Source organism: Blastococcus deserti, assembly GCF_042682525.1.
Classification (GTDB): domain Bacteria; phylum Actinomycetota; class Actinomycetes; order Mycobacteriales; family Geodermatophilaceae; genus Blastococcus_B; species Blastococcus_B deserti.
The window spans coordinates 253,254-276,982 of sequence record NZ_JBHUHP010000010.1; the positions used below are offsets into that span (position 1 = coordinate 253,254).

The following is a 23,729-nucleotide window of genomic DNA, read 5'->3' on the forward strand; positions in this document are numbered from 1 at the left end:
GGCGCCGTCGCCGGAGCGGCCGCTCGCCGTCCCGTTCGCCGCGTTCTTCGGCCTCTTGGTGGCCGCCGAGGACGTGTATCTCGCCTGGCTGCTGTGGACGCCGGAGACCGGCTGGGACTGGTTCATGGGCGGGCCCCTCCTCCTGGCCGTCCTCGCGGTGGCCGGAGCGGCGCTCGTGCTCACCGGTCGCGCCCGCGGCTGGCTCGTGCTCGCCGTCGCGGCGCTGCTGCCCCTGATCGGCCTGCTCGTGCTGGCCGGGTTCTTCGCCGTCCTGGGCGGCACGCAGGAGGTGTGGTCCACCCTGCTGCTGGTCGTCGGCCCGCTCACCTGCCTGGGGCTGGCGCTGCGCGGGCCCGTCCGGGAGTGGACGCGCGCGCGTCGGTCCACAGGGGGACGGCGGGATCGCGCGCGTGCCCGCTAGCGTCGCCCCGTGACCAGCAACGAGAGCGGCCGCACGGAAACGGACGTCGTCGTCGTGGGCGCGGGCCTGGCCGGCCTTGTGGCCACCGCCGAGCTGGCGGACGCCGGCCGGCGCGTCGTCCTGCTCGAGCAGGAGCCGGCGGCCTCGCTCGGCGGCCAGGCGTGGTGGAGCTTCGGCGGCCTGTTCCTCGTCGACTCCCCGGAGCAGCGCCGGCTCCGCGTGAACGACTCCCTGGAGCTGGCCCGCCAGGACTGGTTCGGGACGGCGGGCTTCGACCGGGGGTCCGACCACTGGCCACGGCAGTGGGCCGAGGCCTACCTGCAGTTCGCGGCGGGGGAGAAGCGGGCCTGGCTCAAGGAGCAGGGCATCGGCTTCTTCCCGATCGTCGGCTGGGCCGAGCGCGGCGGGTACACCGCGACCGGGCACGGCAACTCCGTGCCGCGCTTCCACATCGTCTGGGGAACGGGTCCCGGCATCGTGGAGCCGTTCGCCCGGCGGGTGCGCGCCGCGGTCGACGCCGGCCGGGTCGAGCTGCGCTTCCGCCACCGGGTGTCCGAGCTGGTCGTCACGGACGGCGCGGTGACCGGGGTGCGCGGTGCGGTGCTGGAGGCCAGCGGCGTCGCCCGCGGCGAGGCCAGCTCGCGCACCGAGGTCGGCGACTTCGCGATCACCGCGCAGGCCGTCGTCGTCACCGCGGGCGGCATCGGCGGGAACCACGACCTGGTCAGGAAGAACTGGCCCGCCCGGCTGGGCCCGGCTCCGCAGCGGCTGCTGTCGGGCGTGCCCGCGCACGTCGACGGCCGCATGCTGCAGGCCACCGAGGCCGCCGGCGCCAGCGTCGTCAACAGCGACCGGATGTGGCACTACACCGAGGGCATCGCCAACCACTCGCCGGTGTGGGAGCGCCACGGCATCCGCATCCTGCCCGGGCCGTCCTCGATGTGGTTCGACGCCACCGGCAAGCGCCTGCCGGTGCCTCTGTTCCCCGGCTTCGACACCCTCGGCACGCTGGCCCACATCGGGACGACCGGCCACGAGCACACCTGGTTCGTCGCCACGCACAAGATCGTGGAGAAGGAGTTCGCCCTCTCGGGCTCGGAGCAGAACCCGGATCTCACCGGCAAGGACCTGCGGCTGCTGGCCACCCGGGTGAAGGCGGGGGTCGCGGCGCCGGTGCAGGCCTTCCTCGACCGGGGGGAGGACTTCGTCGTCGCCCGCACGCTGCCGGAGCTGGTCGCCGGCATGAACCGGCTCACCGGGGGGACGCCGGACCTCGAGCTCGCGCAGATCGAGCGGGAGATCGTGGCGCGCGACCGGGAGATCGCCCACCCCTTCACCAAGGACATGCAGGTCACCGCCATCCGGGGTGCGCGCAACTACCTGGGCGACAAGCTGATCCGGGTGGCGCCGCCCCACCGGATCCTCGACCCGGAGGCCGGCCCGCTGGTCGCCGTCCGGCTCAACCTGATCACCCGCAAGACCCTCGGCGGGCTCGAGACCGATCTGTCGGGGCGGGTCCTGCGGCCCGGCGGCGAGGTGTTCCCCGGCCTGTACGCGGCGGGGGAGATCGCCGGGTTCGGCGGCGGCGGCATGCACGGCTACCGGTCGCTGGAGGGCACGTTCCTCGGCGGGTGCCTGTTCTCCGGCCGGGTGGCCGGTCGCGCCGCGGCGGCCGCGCTGTGAGCGGCAGCCCGTGGGCCGACCCGTCGACGCCCACCGAGCCGGGACCGCCGTACCTGGGCCCGCCGCCGACCGCCCAGCCCTACCCCGCCCAGCCCTACGCAGGGCAGCCCCCCGGCGCCCAGCCCTACCCCGCCCAGCCCTACGCCGGCCAGCCCTACGCCGGCCAGCCCTACGCCGGCCAGCCCTACGCCACCCCGTACGGCTACCCGGCGCCCTACGGCACGGCACCCTGGGGTCCGCCCCCGCCGCGCCGCCCGCAGCGCCCGGGCCCGGTGATCACCGCCGCCGTGCTGGCGTTCGTGCAGGCGCTCGTCGTCCTGATCGCCTCGCTGTACCTCTGGTTCTTCGCCTCGATCGCCGACGTCGCCGTCGCGGAGGCCGGCGGGGTCTGGTCGCCGGGCACGGTCGACGCGCTCGCCACCGAGGGGACGGTCCTGGCGATCGTCCAGCTGCTCTCGGCGGTCGCGCTCGTCGGCGGGGGCGTCTGGGCGCTCAACACCCGCCGACGGGCGGCATGGGCGGTGCTCGTGGCCGCTCTCGGCCTGCAGGTGCTGCTGGCCGGCTACTGGACGGTCCGGCTGCTGGGCGAGTTCGACGGGTCCGACGCCGCCGGCACGGTGCTCGGCTTCACGCTGTTCTTCGCGGTCGGTCCGCTGGTCGGCCTGGGCATGCTCCTCGCCGGGCCGGGACGGCGGTGGTTCGGCGGCGCTTCGCAGCCGTGACCACGATGCAGGCCTGAGCCCGGCACACGGCACACTGGCGGGCATGTCCGCCGTCCCCGCCGAGCCCGTGCTCGCCCCCGAGGTCGCCGCGCTGTTGCGCCGCGACCCGGCCGGCCTGGTGGCCGCAGTGGTCCAGCAGCACGACACGCGTGAGGTGCTGATGCTCGCCTGGATGGACGACGAGGCGCTCCGCCGCACGCTCACCACCGGGCGGGCGACGTACTGGTCGCGCAGCCGTGCGGAGTACTGGGTCAAGGGCGAGACGTCGGGCAACCGGCAGTGGGTGCGCGAGGTGCGCGTCGACTGCGACGGCGACGCCCTGCTCGTGCTGGTCGACCAGGAGGGCGCGGCCTGCCACACCGGGGAACGCAGCTGCTTCTTCCGCCCGTTGCCCGCCGTGCGGGGGGAGGCGGCGTGACGAGGTTCGGCGTCACCAGCCCGTCGGCCGAGGATTTCGCCGCGCTGGCCCGGGCGGGCGGGGGCGGGGGCATGGGCGGCATGGTCCCGGTCACCCGCAAGCTCCTGGCCGACAGCGAGACGGCCGTCGGTGTCTACCGCAAGCTCGCCGGCAACCGGCCCGGCACGGTCCTGCTGGAGTCGGCCGAGCAGGGCAAGCGTTGGGCGCGCTACAGCTTCGTCGGCGTCCGCAGCGCCGGGGTGCTCACCGAGGCCGGCGGTAGGACGCAGTGGCTGGGCGAGGACCTGCCCGGCGTCACGGACGACCTGCCGGACGACCCGCTGGCCGCCGTGCGCACCCTCGCGCGGCGGCTGCGCACTGCACGCGACCCCGGCCTGCCGCCCCTGACCGGCGGTCTGGTCGGCTACCTCGGGTACGACGTCGTCCGCCGGCTCGAACGGCTGCCGGAGACGAGCGCCGACGACCTCGGGATGCCGGAGCTGGCGATGATGCTGGTGACCGACCTCGCGGTGCTCGACCACACCGACGGCTCGGTGCTGCTCATCGCCAACGCGATGCAGGGGGCGGCCGGGGGGTACGAGGACGCCGTCGCCCGGCTGGACGCCATGGCCACCGACCTGACGAAGGCCGTGCCCCCCGGCGTGGCCGTGCTGGAGCGGGCCGACCCGCCGCCGGTGCGCAGCAACCTCGAGCCGGGCGCCTACGAGGCGGGCGTGGAACGCGTGCGCGAGCACATCCGTGCCGGTGACGCGTTCCAGGTGGTGCTGTCGCAGCGGTTCGAGCTGGCCACCGAGGTGGCGGCGCTCGACCTGTACCGGGTGCTGCGGGCGACCAACCCCTCGCCGTACATGTACCTGCTGCGCTTCGCCGGGCGGGAGAGCCCCTTCGACGTCGTCGGGTCCTCGCCGGAGGCGCTGGTGACGGTCACCGGGACGTCGGCCGTCGTCCACCCGCCGGCGGGAACCCGGCCACGCGGCGGCACCGAGGAGCAGGACGTGCGCCTGGCCGAGGGGCTGCTGGCCGACCCCAAGGAGCGCGCCGAGCACGTGATGCTGGTCGACCTCGCGCGCAACGACCTGGGCCGGGTCTGCGTCCCCGGCAGCGTCGAGGTGCCCGACTTCATGCGGGTCGAGCTCTACAGCCACGTCATGCACCTGGTGTCGACGGTCACCGGCCAGGTGGCTCCCGAGCACGACGCGCTCGACGTCTTCGACGCCACGTTCCCGGCGGGCACCGTCTCGGGCGCCCCCAAGCCACGGGCCATGGAGATCATCGAGTCGCTGGAGCCGACCCGGCGGGCGCTCTACGCCGGCACCGTCGGGTACGTCGACGCCAGCGGCGACATGGACATGGCCATCGCGATCCGCACCGCCGTGCTCCACCGGGGCCGGGCCTACGTCCAGGCGGGTGCGGGGATCGTCGCCGACAGCGACCCGGCCACGGAGGAGGCCGAGACCCGCCACAAGGCGCGCGCCGTGCTGTCGGCGATCGCGACGGCGGAGGGCCTCCAGGAGCTGCGGTGAACCCGTCCTCCCGTCGCGAGCTGGCGACGGCGGTGGCCGGGGCGGCGGCCGCCGGCGCGCTGGCCCTGATCACCGGCGGGCAGGAGTGGGTGGAGGTCACCACCCCACGGCGGGCGCCGCTCCCGCCCGTCGTGGAGGTCCTGTCCGGCGCCGACGCGGCGCCCCTCGTGCCGGCGACCGGGCTCGTGCTGCTCGCCGCGGCCGTGGCGCTGCTGGCGGTCCGCTCCGCGGGCCGGGTGGTGGTGGGGCTGCTCATGGCGGTGGCCGGAGGGCTGCTGGCGTGGTCGGGCCTGCGCGCATCGACCGGCGGCCTCGGCACCGGTGCCACCGGCGTGACCACCGACGTCACGGTGGTCGGGCCGGTGCTCGCCGTCGTCGCCGGCGTGCTCGGCGCGGCGACGGGGGCGCTCGTCGTGCTGCGCGGGCGCCGGTGGCCCGGGATGGGCCGCCGCTACGAGCGGGGTCCCGCCGCTCCGGCGCCCGCCGCGGACCGCCCGGAGGCGACCGACGAGGACCGCGCCCAGAGCGCGTGGAAGGCCCTCGACCGGGGAGAGGACCCCACCGCGTAGCCCGTGCGCCCGGTCCGCATAGCGGAACCGGTGGAGGCCGTTGCACGCGCCCCCCGCCCGGAGGGGCCACCCGGCCCTTCTAGAGTGGGTCCACCCATCCGCCCGGTGAGGGGACGTCTCGGTGCGACTTCGGAGGACCGCGTGAGCAGCCGCCCAGCGGTGTCGGCAGGTGCGCCGTCGTGAACGTGCTCGACGAGATCGTGGCCGGCGTCCGCGCCGACCTCGCCGCCCGTGAGGCGCTCACCCCGCTGGCCGAGATCAAGGCCGCCGCGCTCGACGCCCGCCCCGCGCTGGACGCCCTCGCCGCGCTGCGCGCACCCGGCGTCGGGGTCATCGCCGAGGTGAAGCGGCGCAGCCCGTCCAAGGGCGACCTCGCCGCGATCCCCGATCCGGCGGAGCTGGCCGTCCAGTACGCCGCCGGTGGCGCCCGCGTGATCAGCGTGCTGACCGAGCGGCGCCGGTTCGGCGGTTCGCAGGCCGACCTGGACGCCGTCCGCGCGGTCGTCGACGTCCCGGTCCTCTGCAAGGACTTCGTCGTGACCAGCTACCAGGTGCACGAGGCCCGGGCGCACGGCGCCGACGTCGTGCTGCTGATCGTCGCCGCGCTCGAGCAGAACGCCCTCGTGGGCCTGCTGGAGCGGGTCGAGTCGCTGGGCATGACGGCGCTGGTCGAGGTGCACACCGAAGCCGAGGCCGACCGTGCGCTCGACGCCGGCGCCTCGGTCATCGGCGTGAACGCCCGCGACCTCACCACGCTGGAGGTCGACCGCTCCACCTTCGAGCGGATCGCCCCGGGGCTTCCCTCGGGAGTGGTCAAGGTCGCCGAGTCCGGCGTCCGAGGCCCGCACGACCTGATCAGCTACGCCGCGGCCGGTGCCGACGCGGTGCTCGTCGGCGAGGGGCTGGTCACCGCCGGCGACGCGCGCCAGGCCGTCGCCGACCTGGTGACGGCGGGGGCGCACCCCGCCACGCCGAGAACGAGTCGCTGATCCGGCCCTGTCCCGAGGCTCGCCCCGAGCGTGCGAGGGGTGAGGAGGACGGGGTCCTGCTGCTGCCCACCACCGCTCGCAGGCTCGCGGCGGGTCCCTGCAGAAGGGCCGACGGGGTCCTTCCACGGTGCGGGGCAGGACGGTCCTTACTCTGATCGCATGACGACGACCAGCCCATCGACGCAGCCCGGGAAACGTCTCCTGCCGGCGCGCCCGGGCTGGCCGGACCAGACCGGTCACTTCGGCATCTTCGGCGGCCGGTTCGTGCCGGAGGCACTCATCGCCGCGCTGGACGAGCTGACCGAGGCCTACGAGGCGATGCGCGTCGACCCTGCCTTCCTGGCCGAGTTCGACCGGCTCCAGCGCGACTACACCGGCCGGCCCAGCCCGCTCACCGAGGTGCCGAAGTTCGCCGAGCACGCCGGGGGCGCCCGCATCCTGCTCAAGCGGGAGGACCTCAACCACACCGGCTCGCACAAGATCAACAATGTGCTCGGCCAGGCGCTGCTCACCAAGCGCATCGGCAAGAGCAGGGTCATCGCCGAGACCGGCGCGGGCCAGCACGGAGTCGCGACGGCGACCGCCGCCGCCCTGATGGGACTGTCCTGCACCGTGTACATGGGCGAGGAGGACACCCGCCGCCAGGCGCTCAACGTCGCCCGGATGCGGCTGCTCGGCGCGGAGGTCATCCCGGTCACCACCGGATCCCGCACGCTCAAGGACGCGATCAACGAGGCCTTCCGCGACTGGGTCACCAACGTCGGGACGACCAACTACGTCTTCGGCACGGTGGCCGGCCCGCACCCGTTCCCGGCGATGGTCCGTGACTTCCAGCGGGTGATCGGTGACGAGGCGCGCGAGCAGGTGCTCGAGCGGGAGGGCCGGCTGCCCGACGCCGTCCTCGCCTGCGTCGGCGGCGGCTCCAACGCCATCGGCATCTTCACCGCCTTCGTCCCGGACGAGGGCGTGCGGCTGATCGGGCTCGAGGCGGGTGGCGACGGGGTGGACACCGGCCGGCACGCGGCGACGATCACCGGCGGGACGCCCGGGGTGCTGCACGGCGCCCGCTCGTACCTGCTGCAGGACGAGAACGGCCAGACGATCGAGTCGCACTCGATCAGCGCCGGTCTCGACTATCCCGGGGTCGGCCCCGAGCACTCCTACCTGCACGACATCGGCCGCGCCGAGTACCGCGCGGTCACCGACGCCGAGGCGATGGAGGCCTTCGCGCTCCTCTGCCGGACCGAGGGCATCATCCCGGCGATCGAGTCCGCGCACGCCCTGGCCGGTGCCATCACGCTCGGCAAGGAGCTGGGGCCGGAGGCGCTGCTGCTGGTGAACCTCTCCGGCCGCGGCGACAAGGACGTGGAGACCGCCTCGCGCTGGTTCGGGCTCGGCGACCGCGAGGAGGTCGACCCGGGCCCGGGTCTGGACACCGACCAGCAGCCGACCGAGGGCGCGATCAGCAACGACGAGGCCGTGGCCGGCCAGGACGCGGGGGAGACGGCGTGAGCGGCCGACATGGCCAGGTGGGCCTTGAGGACGGCGGCGTGAGCCTGCTGGCCGAGCGCATCGGCAGGGCGAAGGGCGAGGGGCGCTCGGCCCTGATCTCCTACCTGCCGGTGGGCTATCCGACCGTCGACGCCTCGATCGAGGCCATGGTGGCCGCGGTCGAGGGCGGTGCCGACGTGATCGAGATCGGCGTGCCCTACAGCGACCCGGGCATGGACGGGCCGGTCATCCAGCAGGCCGTCGACGTCGCCGTCCGGGCCGGGGTCGGCATGCGCGACGTGCTCCGGGCCGTCGAGGCCGTGGCCGCCGCGGGCGCGGTGCCGGTGGTGATGAGCTACTGGAACCCGATCGAGCGCTACGGCGTCGACCGGTTCGCCGCCGACCTGGCCGCCGCGGGGGGCGCGGGTGCCATCACCCCCGACCTGATCCCGGACGAGGCGGGCGAGTGGCTGGCCGCGAGCGACCGCACCGGCCTCGACCGGGTCTTCCTCGTGGCGCCGTCCTCGACCGACGCCCGTCTCCGGTCCACCACGGCCGCCTGCCGCGGCTTCGTGTACGCCGCGTCCACCATGGGCGTCACCGGCACCCGGGCGACCGTCGGCGACGCGGCCGAGAGACTGGTGGCCCGCACCCGGCAGGCCGCTCCGGACCTCCCGGTCTGCGTGGGGCTGGGGGTCTCCAACGGTGCCCAGGCCGCCGAGGTGGCGGGGTTCGCCGACGGGGTCATCGTCGGCTCCGCCTACGTCCGCGAGCTGCTGGAGGGCCGGGGCGCCGACGGTGTCCGGGCGCTGTCAGAGGACCTGGCGAAGGGGGTCCGGGCGTGATCCTGGCGACCCTCCCCAGCCCGACGCAGGGCGTCTGGGAGCTGGGGCCGCTGCCGATCCGCGCCTACGCGCTGTGCATCGTCGCCGGCATCGTCGCGGCGGTGCTGCTCACCGAGCGGCGGTGGGTTGCCCGCGGTGGGGCGCCCGGTGACGTGCTGGACATCGCCGTCTGGGCGGTGCCCTTCGGGATCGTCGGCGGCCGGCTCTACCACGTGGTCTCCAGCCCGCGCGCCTACTTCGGCCAAGGGGGCGACCCGCTGCGCGCCTTCGCCATCTGGGAGGGGGGCCTGGGCATCTGGGGGGCGATCGCGCTGGGCGGCGTCGGCGCCTGGATCGCCTGCCGCCGGATGGGCATCCCGCTGCCGGCCTTCGCCGACGCGGTGGCGCCGGGGCTGCTCGTCGCCCAGGCCATCGGCCGCCTGGGCAACTGGTTCAACAACGAGCTGTTCGGCGGCCCGACCGACCTGCCCTGGCGGCTGCGGATCTACGAGTGGGAGGGCGGCCGGGCGGTGATCGGGCCCGACGGCCAGCCGATCGTGGCCGGCTACTTCCATCCCACGTTCCTGTACGAGCTGCTGTGGTGCCTCGCCGCGGCCGCGTTCGTGATCTGGGCCGACCGCCGGTTCCGCCTCGGCCACGGGCGGGCCTTCGCCCTGTACGTCGCCGCGTACTGCGCCGGGCGCCTGTGGATCGAGCTGCTGCGCACCGATCCGGCGGAGACAATCTTCGGGGTCCGGCTCAACGTCTTCACCGCGATCGTGGTCGGGCTGCTGGCGGTGGGCTACCTCGTGTGGCAGCGCGGCCGGCCGCGGGAGGTCATCGACCGGGGCGTGGCGGCCGCGGGCGGGGACGGCGGGCGGGTGCCCGTCCGTGACGATGGTCACCGGCCGGCCGACCCGGCCTGAGCGGTCGCCCGCGCCGCGTGCGGCCGGGGGCCCCGCACCGATCCCGCCGACGCGCCGCGACCCGGGTTTGAGCGGGAGGGACCTGTGTTACGGCTGTGTACCCTTCGCAGCAGACCCGCCGGCGATCCCGGCGGGGTCGACACCGTCGGAACCGGGCCAGCGTCGCCCCGCGGACGACAGTCCGTCGGTCACCAGCCGACGGGCCCAGCCTTGCCGGCGGGGACGACGTCCTCCCGCCGGCAGCCGGCTCTCCGCAGTGCCGCCGTCCATGCCGCCTAACGACCGGCCGCCCTCAGACCACCGGCCCGGGCCTCGTGCCCTCACCCGCGCCTCGCCCGAGGTCGGGTGGCCGCCGACGACGGGAGTGACATGCCCGACCTCACCGCCCCCGAAGCCTCGGCCGTCCCCTTCTCCGCCGTGCCGGCGAAGGCGGGTCTCTACGACCCGGCGAACGACAAGGACGCCTGCGGCGTCGCCTTCGTGGCCGACGCGCGCGGCCGGCGCTCCCGAGCCATCGTCGCCCAGGGCCTGACCGCGCTGCACAACCTCGACCACCGGGGCGCCGCCGGGTCCGAGCCGAACTCCGGCGACGGCGCCGGCATCCTCACCCAGGTTCCCGACGCCCTCCTGCGCGCCAGCGTCGACTTCGACCTGCCGCCGCTGGGGGAGTACTCCGTCGGCATCGCCTTCCTCCCGGTCGACGAGACCGAGCGCGCCGCCCGCCTCGAGGACGTCGCCCGCCTCGCCGCGGAGGAGGGGCTGACCGTCCTCGGCTGGCGCGACGTCCCGACCGACCCGGACGGCGCGGACCTCGGGCCGACCGCCCGCGCCGTCATGCCGCACTTCGCCCAGCTGTTCGTCGCCGAGACGATGGGCGCCCGGGCCGACGGCACGGCCTTCGGGGGGAACGTCGTGTGCAACGGCGTCACCCGGCTGGAGCGGCGCTCGTTCGTGCTCCGCAAGCGCGCCGAGCGGGCGGCCGTGGAGGCGGGCAGCTCCCTCTACATCGTCTCGCTGTCGTCGCGGACGATCACCTACAAGGGCATGCTGACCACCGACCAGCTGCCGCTGTTCTTCCCCGACCTGCGCGACGAGCGCTACGAGTCGGCGATCGCGCTGGTGCACAGCCGGTTCTCGACCAACACCTTCCCGAGCTGGCCGCTGGCCCACCCGTTCCGCTTCATCGCCCACAACGGCGAGATCAACACGATCAAGGGCAACCGCAACCGCATGCGCGCCCGCGAGGCCAAGCTCGAGACCGAACTGTTCGACGGGCCGGCCGGCCCGGCGTCGGAGCTGGGCCTGGAGCGCATCTTCCCGGTGACGGCCAGCGACTTCAGCGACTCGGCCACCTTCGACGAGGTGCTCGAGCTCCTGCACCTGTCGGGCCGGTCGCTGCCGCACGCGGTGCTCATGATGATCCCGGAGGCGTGGGAGAACCACGACGAGATGGACCCGGCCCGCCGGGCCTTCTACCGGTTCCACTCCTCGATCATGGAGCCGTGGGACGGCCCGGCCGCGGTGTGCTTCACCGACGGCACCCTGATCGGGGCCGTGCTCGACCGCAACGGCCTGCGCCCGGGCCGCTGGTGGCACACCAAGGACGACCTGGTGGTCCTGGCCAGCGAGGTCGGCGTCCTGGACATCCCGCCGGCCGACGTCGTCGCCAAGGGCCGGCTGCAGCCGGGCCGCATGTTCCTCGTCGACACCGCCTCCGGGCGGATCGTCTCCGACGAGGAGGTCAAGGGCGCGCTCGCCGCCGCGCACCCCTACGACGACTGGCTGCACGCCGGCCTGGTGCACCTGCCCACGCTGCCCGAGCGGCGACGGTCGCGGCCCAGCCACGAGTCCGTCGTCCGCCGGCAGATGATCTTCGGCTACACCGAGGAGGAGCTGCGGGTCCTCATCACCCCGATGGCGTCGTCGGGCGCCGAGCCGATCGGCTCGATGGGCACCGACACCCCCGTCGCGGCGCTGTCGGACCGCTCCCGCCTGCTCTACGACTACTTCGGCCAGCTGTTCGCCCAGGTGACCAACCCGCCGCTGGACGCCATCCGCGAGGAGCTGGTGACCAGCCTCGGCCGCACCTTCGGGCCCGAGCAGAACCTGCTGCAGGCCACCCCGGCCTCCTGCCGGCAGGTGTTCCTGCCCTACCCGGTCATCGACAACGACGAGCTGGCCAAGATCCTGCACATCGACGACGACGGCGACCTGCCCGGGTACGCCGCCGTGCGGATCACCGGCCACTTCGACGTCCACGGCGGCGGGACGGCGCTCGCCGAGGCGATCGAGCAGCTGCGCACCAAGGTCAGCAAGGCGATCTCCGCCGGGGCCCGCATCATCGTGCTCTCCGACCGCGACTGCGACGAGAAGCGCGCCCCGATCCCGTCGCTGCTGATGACCGCCGCCGTCCACCACCACCTGGTGCGGGAGAAGACCCGCATGGAGGTCGGCCTGGTCGTGGAGTCCGGCGACTGCCGGGAGGTGCACCACGTCGCCCTGCTGCTCGGCTACGGCGCGGCCGCGGTCAACCCCTACCTGGCGTTCGAGTCCGTCGAGGACCTGATCCGCGACGGCGCGCTCACCGGCGTGGAGCCCGCCCAGGCCGTGCGCAACATGGTGAAGGCGCTGGGCAAGGGCGTCCTCAAGGTGATGAGCAAGATGGGCATCAGCACCGTCGGCTCGTACACGATGGCGCAGATCTTCGAGGCCGTCGGGCTCTCGCAGGACCTGGTCGACGAGTACTTCACCGGCACCTCGTGCCCGCTGGGCGGGGTCGGCATCGACGTGCTGGCCGAAGAGGTGGCGATCCGGCACCGCCGCGCCTACCCGGAGAACCCCACCGAGCGGGCGCACCGCCGGCTGGAGACCGGTGGCGAGTACCAGTGGCGCCGCGAGGGCGAGGTGCACCTGTTCAACCCCGAGACGGTGTTCCTGCTGCAGCACGCCACCCGTTCGCGGCAGTACGAGGTCTTCCAGAAGTACGCCGACACGGTCGACAGGCTCTCCGAGGAGGCGGCGACCCTGCGCGGGCTGTTCCGCCTCAAGGAGGGCGTGCGGCCGCCGGTGCCCCTCGAGGAGGTGGAGCCGGCCAGCGAGATCGTGAAGCGGTTCTCCACCGGCGCCATGAGCTACGGCTCCATCTCGCAGGAGGCTCACGAGACCCTGGCCATCGCCATGAACCGGCTGGGCGCCAAGTCCAACACCGGCGAGGGCGGCGAGAACCCCGACCGCTTCGCCCCCGACCCGAACGGCGACCTCCGCCGCTCGGCGATCAAGCAGGTGGCCAGCGGCCGGTTCGGCGTCACCAGCGAGTACCTGGTCAACGCCGACGACATCCAGATCAAGATGGCCCAGGGTGCCAAGCCCGGCGAGGGCGGCCAGCTGCCCGGCCAGAAGGTCTACCCGTGGGTGGCGCGCACGCGGCACTCGACGCCGGGCGTCGGCCTGATCAGCCCGCCGCCGCACCACGACATCTACTCGATCGAGGACCTCAAGCAGCTCATCCACGACCTCAAGAACGCCAACAACGACGCGCGGGTCCACGTCAAGCTGGTGGCCGAGGTCGGCGTGGGCACGGTGGCGGCCGGGGTGAGCAAGGCGCACGCCGACGTCGTCCTGATCTCCGGGCACGACGGCGGCACCGGTGCGGCGCCGCTGACGTCGCTCAAGCACGCCGGCTCCCCGTGGGAGCTGGGCCTGGCCGAGACGCAGCAGACGCTGCTGGCCAACGGGCTGCGCGACCGGATCGTGGTGCAGGCCGACGGGCAGATGAAGACCGCCCGCGACGTCATCATCGCGGCGCTGCTCGGCGCCGAGGAGTACGGCTTCGCGACGGCGCCGCTGGTGGTCTCCGGCTGCATCATGATGCGGGTCTGCCACCTCGACACCTGCCCGGTCGGCGTCGCGACCCAGAACCCGGAGCTGCGCAAGCGGTTCACCGGGCGGCCGGAGTTCGTGGTCACGTTCTTCGAGTTCCTCGCCGAGCAGGTGCGGGAGTACCTGGCCCGGCTCGGCTTCCGCTCGCTGGACGAGGCGATCGGGCGCACCGAGGTCCTCGACACCCGCAAGGCGGTCGACCACTGGAAGGCCGCCGGCCTGGACCTGAGCCCGATCCTGGTCGTGCCGGAGCTGCCCGAGGGTGCGCCGCTGCGCCGGGTGCGGGAGCAGGACCACGGCCTCGACGTCGCCCTGGACCAGACCCTCATCCAGCTGTGCGAGGGTGCGCTGCTCGACGCGCGGCCGGTCAGCCTGGAGCTGCCGGTCCGCAACGTCAACCGCACGGTCGGGACGATGCTCGGCTCGATGGTCACCCGCCGCTTCGGCGGCGAGGGCCTGCCCGACGGCACGATCGACCTGACCTTCGGCGGGTCGGCCGGCCAGTCCTTCGGCGCGTTCCTGCCGCGCGGCATCACCATGCGGCTGTTCGGTGACGCCAACGACTACGTCGGCAAGGGCCTGTCGGGGGGGCGGATCGTCGTCCGGCCGCACCGGGAGGCGCCGTTCGCCGCCGAGGACAACGTCATCGCGGGCAACGTCATCGCCTACGGTGCGACCGGCGGGGAGATCTTCCTGCGCGGCCGGGTGGGGGAGCGGTTCTGCGTGCGCAACTCCGGTGCGCTGGCCGTCGTCGAGGGCGTGGGCGACCACGCGCTCGAGTACATGACCGGCGGGCGCGCGGTGATCCTCGGCGCCACCGGGCGCAACATCGCCGCGGGCATGTCCGGCGGGATCGGCTACGTCCTCGACCTCGCCCGCCACCGGGTGAACAGCGAGATGGTCGACATCGAGCCGCTGGACGGCGAGTCCGCGCAGTGGCTGCGCGACGTCCTGGTCCGCTACGCCGCCGACACCGAGTCGCCGGTGGCGCAGGCCCTGCTCGCCGACTGGGGCCGCTGGTCGGAGCAGTTCAGCGTGATCATGCCGCGCGACTACCGCCGCGCGCTGGAGGCCCAGCGCATGGCGGAGGCCAACGGGACGGATGTGGACCGGGCACTGATGGAGGCCGCTCGTGGCTGAGCCCCGCTTCCCACGCGCCGTCCCCGACACCGCACCTCGGCTGGAGAACCCACATGGCTGACTCGACAGGCTTCCTGAAGTACGAGCGGGAGCTCCCGCCGCGCCGTCCGGTCGACGTCCGGATCATGGACTGGAAGGACGTCTACCTCTCCCGGCAGAACGGCGAGGACCAGGTGTTCCCGGTCGCCGCCGTGCGCACCCAGGCGGCGCGCTGCATGGACTGCGGCATCCCGTTCTGCCACCACGCCTGCCCGGTGGCGAACCTGATCCCGGAGTGGAACGACCTCGCCCGCCGCGACGACTGGCACGAGGCCATCGAGCGGCTGCACGCCACGAACAACTTCCCGGAGTTCACCGGGAAGCTCTGTCCCGCCCCGTGCGAGGGCTCCTGCGTGCTCAACCTGCAGGAGTCTCCGGTCACCATCAAGCAGATCGAGTGGGAGATCATCGACCGGGCCTACGTCGAGGGCTGGGTGCAGCCCCTGGCGCCGGCGGAGCGCACGGGCCGGAAGGTCGCCGTCGTCGGCTCGGGCCCGGCCGGGCTGGCCGCGGCCCAGCAGCTCACGCGGGCCGGGCACGACGTCACCGTGTACGAGCGGGCCGACCGCATCGGCGGGCTGCTGCGCTACGGCATCCCCGAGTTCAAGATGGAGAAGGCGGTCCTCGACCGGCGGCTGGACCAGATGCGCGCCGAGGGCACCCGGTTCGTCACGGGTGTCGAGGTCGGGGGCAGCAAGGACGGCGACCTGTCGACCGAGCAGCTGCGCGCCGAGTACGACGCCGTCGTCCTCGCCGGTGGGGCCACCATCGGCCGCGACCTCCCCGCCCCGGGCCGGGAGCTCGCCGGCATCCACCTGGCCATGGAGTACCTGCCCTACGGGAACCTGCAGGCCCTCGGCGAGCTCGACGACCCGCCGATCAACGCCCACGGCAAGAACGTCGTGATCATCGGTGGCGGTGACACCGGCGCCGACTGCCTGGGCACCGCGCACCGGCAGGGCGCCGCCTCGGTGACGCAGCTGGAGATCATGCCCGCACCGCCGGACCGGCGGGACCAGGGCAGCAACCCGTGGCCCACGTACCCGATGATCATGCGGGTCTCCAGCGCCCACGAGGAGGGCGGCGAGCGCCTGTACTCGGTGAACACCGAGCGGTTCCTCGGGGACGGGGACGGCAACGTGCGCGCGGTCCTGATCCACGAGGTGCAGCGCGTCGAGGGCAGGTTCCAGAAGGTCGAGGGCACCGAGCGCGAGCTGCCGGCCGACCTCGTCTTCCTGGCCATGGGCTTCACGGGCGCCCAGCGCGAGGGGCTGGTCGACGCCCTGGGCGTCGAGGTCGACGGGCGCGGCAACGTGGCCCGCGACAAGGAGTTCATGTCGACCGAGCCCGGCGTGTTCGTCGCCGGAGACATGGGCCGCGGGCAGTCGCTGATCGTGTGGGCGATCGCCGAGGGCCGCGCGGCGGCCGCGTCGGCAGACGCCTGGCTCACCGGCAACTCCATGCTGCCGCGCCCGGTCACCCCGACGACGGTCGCCCTGCGGTAACACCGCGGTCCTCCGGACCGCCCCGCACCCAGGTGCCGTCCCCCCGACCGGCGTGGAGCCCCGGCCCGTGTCCCGGTCGGGGACCCTCCGGGCCCCGCGACCGGACCACCCCGCTTCGCGCGAGCGGGGCCTCACCCACTGCCAGCGTGGTCCGGGCCACCACACTAGCGTTATCGGCATGTCCCGCCGCGCCAAGATCGTCTGCACCCTCGGACCGGCGACCAGCTCCCTGGAGCAGGTCACGGCCCTCGTCGAGTCCGGGATGGACGTGGCCCGGCTGAACTTCAGCCACGGCGCCCACGAGCACCACGCCGCGTCCTACGCGCTGGTCCGTCAGGCCTCCGACGCCACCGGCCACGCCGTCGCCGTCCTCGCCGACCTGCAGGGCCCCAAGATCCGCCTGGGCACCTTCGCCGACGGACCCGTCCAGTGGCCCACCGGCAAGGAGGTCTGCGTCACCGTGCAGGACGTGGAGGGCACGGCCGACCGGGTCTCCACCACGTACAAGAACCTCTCGGACGACGTCCGGGTCGGCGACCGCCTCCTGGTGGACGACGGCAAGCTCGCCCTCACCGTGGTGCGGGTCGAGGGCCCCGACGTGTACTGCCTGGTCGTCGAGGGCGGCGAGGTGTCCAACAACAAGGGCCTGTCCCTGCCGGGCGTCGCGGTCAGCGTCCCGGCGCTGTCCGACAAGGACGAGGAGGACCTCCGCTTCGCCCTGCACCTCGGGGTGGACTTCATCGCCCTGTCCTTCGTCCGCCACCCGGACGACGTCGAGCTGGTCCGCGACATCATGCGGCAGGAGGACATCTCCGTCCCCGTGATCGCCAAGCTGGAGAAGCCGGAGGCCGTCGAGAACCTCGAGGCCATCGTCGAGGCGTTCGACGGCATCATGGTCGCCCGCGGTGACCTGGGTGTGGAGCTGGCCCTCGAGCAGGTGCCGCTGGTGCAGAAGCGGGCCATCCAGGCCGCCCGCGAGCGCAACAAGCCGGTCATCGTGGCCACGCAGATGCTCGAGTCGATGATCACCAACTCCCGGCCCACCCGCGCGGAGGCCTCGGACGTCGCCAACGCCGTCCTGGACGGGGCCGATGCCGTGATGCTGTCCGGCGAGACCTCCGTCGGGGCACACCCCATCGGCGCCGTGCGGACGATGGAGCGCATCATCGACGCCGTCGAGAGCGACCACCTCTGGGTGCCCGACGTCGTGCGGCGCTCCCGTTCCCGCTCCGGGGCGATCGTCCGGGCGGCCCGGGACGTCGCGGAGACGTTGGAGGTCAAGGCGCTGGCGACGTTCACCCAGACGGGGGAGACGGCCCGCCGGCTCGCCGCCCTGCACCCCCGGCAGCCGCTGCTGGCGTTCACCGTCGACGCGCGGGTGCGCAGCCAGCTGGCGCTGTCGTGGGGCGTGGAGACCTTCCTCGTGCCGTCGGTGCAGCACACCGACGACATGGTGGAGCAGGTGGACTTCTCGCTGCTGTCCATCGGGCGGCTCAAGGTCGGCGACCGGGTCGTCGTCGTCGCCGGCAGCCCGCCCAACACGGTGGGCTCCACCAACCTGATCCGGGTGCACGAAGTCGGCACCGACTCGTGAGCGAGGGGGCGGGGGACACCCAGGCCGCGGCGCTCCTGGCGGTCCTGGACCTCGCCGAGCGGGAGCGGGACGTCTTCGTCGGGAAGACGCCGAGCACGGAGCGGCAGCGGATCTTCGGTGGGCAGGTGGCCGGTCAGGCTCTCGTCGCCGCGGGGCGCACCGTCCCGGCCGACCGCGGCGTGCACTCGCTGCACTCGTACTTCCTGCGGCCCGGGGATCCCTCGGAGGAGATCCGCTACTCCGTCGACCGGATCCGTGACGGGCGGTCCTTCACCACCCGGCGGGTGATCGCCTGCCAGCGCCGCAAGGGTGAGGACGTCGCCATCTTCGCCCTGACGGCGGACTTCCACGCGGGCGAGGAGGCCGTGGCGGAGCACTCCCTCCCGATGCCCGACGTGCCCCGGCCCGAGACCCTCCCCGGGACGGCGGAGATCGCCGCCCGGCACGGCGAACGGGCGGCGTGGATGACGGCGATGGCCCGGGCCGTCGAGCAGCGGTTCCTGCAGGACCCGTTCACCGCGCCGCGGAAGTCGCCGCCGGACACGCAGACGTGGACCTGGTTCCGCGTCGCCGGGGAGCTCACCGACGACCCCGTGGTGCACGCCGCGGCCCTGACGTTCGTCAGCGACCTGACCCTGCTGTCGGCGGGATTCGCCCGGCTCGGCGGTGGCTGGCCGGACTTCATCGGCGCGAGCCTCGACCACGCCGTGTGGTTCCACCGGCCGGTGCGCGCCGACGACTGGCTCCTCTACGAGACCGACAGCCCCGCGGCGTCGTCGGGCCGGGCGCTGTGCTTCGGGCAGATCTGGGCCGCGGACGGCACCCACGTGGCCACCGTGGCCCAGGAAGGGCTGATCCGGGCGCTGGGGGACTGACTTCCTCGTTCCCGGCTTCCCCTGCTCCGCACCGGTCAGCCGCTGTCGCGGGCGCGCCGGGGCACGACCACGAGGGCCACCCCCAGGGCGGTGATCCCGATGCCCGCGAGTGACGGGCCACTGACCCGCTCGCCGAAGAGCAGGTAGGCCTCGAGGGCCGTCGCCGGTGGGACGAGGTAGTAGAGGCTCGAGACCCCCGCGGCCGTGCCCCGGCGGAGCAGCAGGAGCAGGATCAGGACCGCGCCCAGCGACAGGGCGACGACCAGCCACGCGAAGGCGGCCACGAACTCGCCGGTCCAGCGGATCGACATGTCCTCGGTCGCGGCGGCCAGGGCCAGCAGCACGACGGAGGCGGCCCCGTACTGCACCGCCGTGCCCCACACGAGGGGTATCCCGTCACCGTGCTGCTTCTGCCAGACGGTGCCGAGGGTCCCCGACGCCAGCGCGAGCAGGCAGGCGACGAGTCCGGCTACCGGGAGAGACGCGGCCCCGGAGTTCTCGGCGATCCCTGGCCCCACCACGAGCGCCACGCCGGCCACGCCCAGTGCCAAGCCCAGCCACTGGCGGCCGGTCGGCCTCTCCCGCAGCACCCGGGCGGCGATGACCGCGGTGAGCACCGGCTGCAGGCTGACGACGACCGCCGAGACGCCGGCGGGCACGCCCAGCGAGATGCCGTAGAAGACGCCGCCGAGATAGCCGGCGTGCAGGAGCAGGCCCGCGACGGACGCCCGCCCGTACTGCGCCCGCGACGACATCCCGACGGAGCGGAGGGCGGCGGCGATGAGGGCGAGGAGCACGGCCGCGACGACCAGGCGCGCGCTCAGGAACGTGAACGGCTCGGCGTAGGGCAGCCCGTACTCGGCGCCGACGAAGCCGGTGCTCCAGAGCAGGACGAACAGCGCCGGTCCGCCGAGCGCCTGGGCGCGCGAGACCGCCCCGGTCACGCGGTCAGGGCTCGGTCGACGCCACGACCGGGACCTCGGCGGGCGGGGGAGCGGCGTCCTCTTCGGCGGCGGTGCTGGCGGCCTCGTCGGTCCGCTCCTCCTCGCGGCTGCGGCGCTCGGCCTCCCGGAGGGCGGCCTGCTCGGCGGCCGCCGCCGCGAAGTCGTCGGCCAGCCAGTCGTGGTTCTCGCACAGCAGGGCCCAGACCCGCTCCACGTGCGCGGGCGTGGTCGCGGGGGAGCCCACCGCGATCCGCAGGACGACCTGCCCGGCGACGTTCGTGTGGGTCAGGAACACCTCGCCGCCGTCGTTGAGCCGTTCGAGCAGGGTCATGGTGGCGACGTCGGCGTCCACCTCGCCGGACCACCGCGGGCGCACGCACACCAGCGACAGGGGATGCGGGGTGACGACGTCGAACCGCTCGTCGGCCGCCGCCCACCCCGCCAGCTGCTGGGCCATGGCGACGTGCGAGCGGATGTGCGCCCGGAGACCCTCCGCGCCGTACCACCGCAGCACGAACCACAGCTTGAGCGCGCGGAACCGCCGGCCCAGGGGGATCTGCCAGTCGCGGAAGTCGACCACCGCGCCCGCGTCGGTGGCGGCGTTGCGCAGGTACTCCGGGAGGATCGCCAGCGCGCCGGTGAGGGCGGCCCGGTCGGCGACCCAGAACAGGGTGGCGTCGAAGCCGGTGAGCAGCCACTTGTGCGCGTCCGTGGTGTAGCTGTCGGCCCACTCGACCCCGGCCTGGAGGTCACGCAGCTCCGGCACGAGGGCGCTCACGCCGGCGTAGGCGGCGTCGACGTGCAGCCAGACGCCGTGCTCCTGGCAGATCGGCCCGAGCTCGGCCAGCGGGTCGATCGCCGTCGTCGACGTCGTCCCGACCGTGGCGCACACCAGCACCGGGGTGTAGCCGCGGGCGATGTCGCGCTCGAGCCGGGCGGCGAGGGCGGCCGGGCGCATGGCCAGGTCGCCGTCCACCTCGACGATCCGGACGGCGTCGGAGCCGAGGCCGGCGATCCGCACGGCCTTCTCCATGGAGGAGTGGGTCTCCGACGAGACGTACACCGTGGCCCGGTCGGGGTCGACGCCGTGGCGGAGGGTGGCTCCCGTGCTCGCCCGGTGGAGGGCGGCCAGGAGCGCCACGAGGTTGGCGCCGGAGCTGGAGTCCTGGACGACGCCGCCGCCCGCACCCGTGGAGAGGAACGAGGTGGGCAGGCCCAGGAGGCCGGCGAACCAGTCCATGACGTGCTGCTCGAGCTCGGTCGCGGCGGGGCTGGTCACCCACGACATGCCCTGGATGCCCAGGCCCGAGGACACCAGGTCGCCGAGGACGGACGGCCCGGAGGTGTTGGCCGGGAAGTACCCGAAGAAGCCGGGGTGCTGCCAGTGCGTGGTCCCGGGGAGCACGACCCGGTCGAGGTCGGCCAGGACGGCGGAGAACGGTTCCCCCTGCTCGGGCGGGCCGGCGGGAAGGGTGGCCCGGACGTCGCCGGGGGAGGCCTGGGAGCGCACCGGGAAGTCGCCGATCCGGGCCCAGTAGTCGGCGATCCAGTCGACGACCTCGTGGCCGTGCTGCCGGAACTGCTCGGGCGTCATGTGCGGAACGGGCTCGGTCACCGCGCGAGCGTATTCGGCATGCCGAGCGGGGCCCGGAGGGTCCCCGAGGCATGTCGGGAAGTGGGACGAAGACGCTGGGACAGGAGCCGCCCTGCGAGGCGGTGCGAGGAGCGGGGCCCGGAGGGTCCCCGGCGAACACCAGGAAAGGCTCAGCGCAGCAGGGGAACGGCCCCTGGCCGCGGCGCGATCCGGAGGATCGCGACGTCAGCACAGTGCCCCCGGTGCGACTCGAACGCACACTGCGCGGGTTTTGAATCCGCTCCCTCTGCCGATTGGGGTACGGGGGCGTGCCGGGCTGCCCGGCTGCCCGAGCAGCCTAGCGGTGAGGTGCTGCGGGCCCGACGTCGCTAGGCTTCCGCCCCGTGAGCAGCGAGACGATCCGGGTCCTCATCGCCGAGGACGAAGCCCTCATCCGCCTCGACCTCAAGGAGATGCTCGAGGAGGAGGGCTACACCGTCGTCGCCGAGGTCGGGGACGGGCAGCAGGCCGTGGACCAGGCCGCCGAACTGCGGCCCGACCTGGTCATCCTCGACATCCAGATGCCGGTCCTCGACGGGCTGTCGGCCGCCGAGCAGATCGCCTCGGCCAGGATCGCGCCGGTGATCGTGCTCACCGCGTTCAGCCAGCGGGAACTCGTCGAGCGCGCCCGCGACGCCGGGGCGATGGCATACCTGGTCAAGCCCTTCTCGAAGAACGACCTGGTCCCGGCCATCGAGGTGGCCCGCGCCCGGTTCACCGAGATGACTGCCCTGGACAGCGAGGTCCGGACGCTGGAGGAGCGGCTGGAGACCCGCAAGATCGTCGAGAAGGCCAAGGGCCTGCTCATGGCGCAGCAGGGCCTCACGGAGGCCGAGGCGTTCCGTTGGATCCAGCGGACGGCGATGAACCAGCGCACCTCGATGAAGGGGCTCGCCCAGTCGATCATTGACGCCGCCGCGGGGGCGGACGCGGTCCCCGACACGGCGGGTGGCGGCTCCACCGCCTGACGGCGGGCGCACGCAAACTCCCGTGTTCCGGCGCCGTGACGCAGGGTTTTCCGGCGTTCCCGGCTTGAGACACTCAGATCACGACCTCATCACGGTCAGTGCGACGCCGGGTGCACTTCCTCCCGTGGCAGTTAGGTTCTGCGCACCGATCGGGCGTCCGAGCGGTGGATTCGCCCTGCGGACCCATCCGGCGGCGCACAGAACGAGGACACTGGGAGTTGCTTGATGCGCACTGGCACCACTGCCCGCAGCATCGCTTTCACCGGTGCCGCTCTCCTCGCGCTCACCGCCTGTGGCGGCGAGACCGAAGAGGGTGGCGACACCGGCGCCGAGGGCGGCGGCGAGAAGCAGGTCAACATCTACGGCACCGACGGCAACATGGGCAACGCGCTCGGCGAGGACTTCTCCGAGCCCGGCGCGCTCGCCGGGATGAAGGGCACCCTGCCCCTCACGGACCTCTCCTCCGATTTCAGGGACCGGCTGCTCGAGATCGATCCCGATCTGCAGGACTACAACTACGCCGGTGAGACCTACGACGCCGTCGTGATCAGCGCGCTGGCTGCGCAGATGGCCGGCACCAACGACGCCAACGTCTTCAAGGCGTACGTCAACGGGGTGACCTTCGGTGGCGACAAGTGCGAGGACTTCACGTCCTGCCTGGAGATCGTCAACTCCGGCGGCAATCCGGACTACGACGGCATCTCCGGTCCGCTGGCGTTCGCCGAGCCGGGTGAGCCCGCCGTGGCCAGCTACGGCATCCAGCAGTTCGGCGAGGACAACACGATCGACGACGAGGCCACCGAGTTCGTCTTCGCCGGCGACGAGGAGAACGCGGCCAGCGACGAGGGCCCGGCCCCGGCTCCGGCCGGCACCACGGGCGAGCCCCTGGTCATCGGGTACCTGCTGCCCGAGACCGGCAACCTGGCCTTCCTCGGCCCGCCGGAGATCGCCGCCTTCAACCTGGCGATCAACGACATCAACGCGGCCGGCGGCGTCCTGGGCGCCCCCGTGCGGGCGGAGGGTGGCGACTCCGGTGACACCTCGACCGACACCGCGACGCAGACGGTCGACCGCCTTCTGCAGGCCGGCGTCAACGTGATCGTCGGCGCCGCGTCGTCCGGCGTCAGCCAGACCGTCATCGACACCATCACCGGTGCCGGCGTCATGCAGATCTCCCCGGCCAACACCTCGGACATCTTCACGACGTACAACGACAACGGTCTGTACTTCCGCACGGCCCCGCCGGACCTCCTGCAGGGCCAGGCGCTCGCCGACCTGATCCTGGCGGATGGCAACAACACCGTCGGCATCCTGGCCCTCAACGACCCGTACGGCACCGGTCTCGCGGAGTCCACGCGCGAGAACCTGATCGCCGGCGGGCTCGCCGAGGGCGACATCGAGACGATCATCTACGACCCGCAGGCTGCGAACTTCGACTCCGAGGTCCAGCAGATGGTCGAGATGAACCCCGACGCGATTGTGGTGATCGGGTTCGAGGAGTCGTCGAAGATCATCCAGGGTCTCAACGCCCAGGGCATCGGCCCCCAGCGCTGACCCGTCGCCGGATCACCGATCCGGCCGCCATC

At 73.5% G+C, this 23,729-nt stretch carries 18 protein-coding genes and 1 tRNA gene; 16 read left to right on the plus strand and 3 right to left on the minus strand.

Going from position 1 to position 23,729, the window contains the following annotated elements:
* The 14 genes from ACFSHS_RS12000 to ACFSHS_RS12065 all read left to right on the plus strand — a co-directional run.
* Window positions 1–421 (plus strand): hypothetical protein (locus ACFSHS_RS12000; RefSeq protein ID WP_376875894.1); only part of this gene is annotated, 421 nt, incomplete at its 5' end.
* A 9-nt stretch (window positions 422–430) separates the two neighbouring features.
* Window positions 431–2,104: an FAD-binding dehydrogenase gene (locus ACFSHS_RS12005; RefSeq protein ID WP_376875897.1), complete on the plus strand. Its 1,674-nt coding sequence runs from the start codon at window positions 431–433 to the stop codon at window positions 2,102–2,104.
* Window positions 2,101–2,826 carry a hypothetical protein gene (locus tag ACFSHS_RS12010; protein ID WP_376875900.1) on the plus strand — a complete coding sequence of 242 codons (726 nt, stop codon included), beginning with the start codon at window positions 2,101–2,103 and terminating at the stop codon, window positions 2,824–2,826. The genes ACFSHS_RS12005 and ACFSHS_RS12010 overlap by 4 nt, the downstream gene beginning before the upstream one ends.
* A gap of 43 nt (window positions 2,827–2,869) precedes the next feature.
* Window positions 2,870–3,244: a phosphoribosyl-AMP cyclohydrolase gene (gene hisI, locus ACFSHS_RS12015; RefSeq protein ID WP_376875903.1), complete on the plus strand. Its 375-nt coding sequence runs from the start codon at window positions 2,870–2,872 to the stop codon at window positions 3,242–3,244.
* The gene (locus tag ACFSHS_RS12020; protein WP_376875906.1) at window positions 3,241–4,767 is read left to right on the plus strand and encodes an anthranilate synthase component I; all 1,527 of its coding nucleotides are present in this window, start codon (window positions 3,241–3,243) and stop codon (window positions 4,765–4,767) included. The genes hisI and ACFSHS_RS12020 overlap by 4 nt, the downstream gene beginning before the upstream one ends.
* Entirely contained in the window at window positions 4,764–5,336 is a 573-nt protein-coding gene (locus ACFSHS_RS12025) for a Trp biosynthesis-associated membrane protein (protein ID WP_376875909.1), read from the plus strand. Before ACFSHS_RS12020 ends, ACFSHS_RS12025 begins: the two co-directional genes overlap by 4 nt.
* A gap of 179 nt (window positions 5,337–5,515) precedes the next feature.
* Complete coding sequence (gene trpC / locus ACFSHS_RS12030; protein ID WP_376875912.1) at window positions 5,516–6,325, plus strand: indole-3-glycerol phosphate synthase TrpC; 810 nt, start codon at window positions 5,516–5,518, stop codon at window positions 6,323–6,325.
* Between the two features lie 159 nt (window positions 6,326–6,484).
* Window positions 6,485–7,837 carry a tryptophan synthase subunit beta gene (gene trpB / locus ACFSHS_RS12035; protein ID WP_376875915.1) on the plus strand — a complete coding sequence of 451 codons (1,353 nt, stop codon included), beginning with the start codon at window positions 6,485–6,487 and terminating at the stop codon, window positions 7,835–7,837.
* Between the two features lie 38 nt (window positions 7,838–7,875).
* On the plus strand, window positions 7,876–8,661 hold the full coding sequence (trpA, locus tag ACFSHS_RS12040) for a tryptophan synthase subunit alpha (RefSeq protein WP_376875918.1): 786 nt from the start codon (window positions 7,876–7,878) through the stop codon (window positions 8,659–8,661).
* Window positions 8,658–9,566, plus strand: coding sequence for a prolipoprotein diacylglyceryl transferase (gene lgt, locus ACFSHS_RS12045; protein ID WP_376875921.1), 909 nt, complete (start codon window positions 8,658–8,660; stop codon window positions 9,564–9,566). The genes trpA and lgt overlap by 4 nt, the downstream gene beginning before the upstream one ends.
* A 369-nt stretch (window positions 9,567–9,935) precedes the next feature.
* Window positions 9,936–14,585: a glutamate synthase large subunit gene (gltB, locus tag ACFSHS_RS12050; RefSeq protein ID WP_376875924.1), complete on the plus strand. Its 4,650-nt coding sequence runs from the start codon at window positions 9,936–9,938 to the stop codon at window positions 14,583–14,585.
* Window positions 14,586–14,638: 53 nt separating this feature from the next.
* On the plus strand, window positions 14,639–16,129 hold the full coding sequence (locus ACFSHS_RS12055; protein WP_376875927.1) for a glutamate synthase subunit beta: 1,491 nt from the start codon (window positions 14,639–14,641) through the stop codon (window positions 16,127–16,129).
* 178 nt (window positions 16,130–16,307) lie between these two features.
* Window positions 16,308–17,723, plus strand: coding sequence for a pyruvate kinase (gene pyk / locus ACFSHS_RS12060; protein ID WP_376875930.1), 1,416 nt, complete (start codon window positions 16,308–16,310; stop codon window positions 17,721–17,723).
* A complete protein-coding gene (locus ACFSHS_RS12065; RefSeq protein WP_376875933.1) occupies window positions 17,720–18,598 on the plus strand; it encodes an acyl-CoA thioesterase in 879 nt (292 codons plus the stop codon). Before pyk ends, ACFSHS_RS12065 begins: the two co-directional genes overlap by 4 nt.
* A gap of 35 nt (window positions 18,599–18,633) precedes the next feature.
* Here ACFSHS_RS12065 and ACFSHS_RS12070 read toward each other — a convergent pair whose 3' ends face one another.
* The 3 genes from ACFSHS_RS12070 to ACFSHS_RS12080 all read right to left on the minus strand — a co-directional run bounded on the left by ACFSHS_RS12070 (window position 18,634) and on the right by ACFSHS_RS12080 (window position 21,444).
* Window positions 18,634–19,542, minus strand: coding sequence for a DMT family transporter (locus ACFSHS_RS12070; protein WP_376875936.1), 909 nt, complete (start codon window positions 19,540–19,542; stop codon window positions 18,634–18,636).
* Between the two features lie 4 nt (window positions 19,543–19,546).
* Window positions 19,547–21,157, minus strand: coding sequence for a pyridoxal-dependent decarboxylase (locus ACFSHS_RS12075; protein ID WP_376875939.1), 1,611 nt, complete (start codon window positions 21,155–21,157; stop codon window positions 19,547–19,549).
* A 213-nt stretch (window positions 21,158–21,370) separates the two neighbouring features.
* Window positions 21,371–21,444 (minus strand) — tRNA-Leu (locus ACFSHS_RS12080).
* Window positions 21,445–21,519: 75 nt separating this feature from the next.
* Here ACFSHS_RS12080 and ACFSHS_RS12085 point away from each other — a divergent pair.
* Together ACFSHS_RS12085 and ACFSHS_RS12090 are read left to right on the plus strand one after the other, a co-directional pair.
* Window positions 21,520–22,143: an ANTAR domain-containing response regulator gene (locus tag ACFSHS_RS12085; RefSeq protein WP_376875942.1), complete on the plus strand. Its 624-nt coding sequence runs from the start codon at window positions 21,520–21,522 to the stop codon at window positions 22,141–22,143.
* Window positions 22,144–22,368: 225 nt separating this feature from the next.
* Window positions 22,369–23,697, plus strand: a complete 1,329-nt coding sequence (locus ACFSHS_RS12090; RefSeq protein WP_376875945.1) for an ABC transporter substrate-binding protein — start codon at window positions 22,369–22,371, stop codon at window positions 23,695–23,697.
* The last annotated feature ends 32 nt before the right edge of the window (window positions 23,698–23,729 follow it).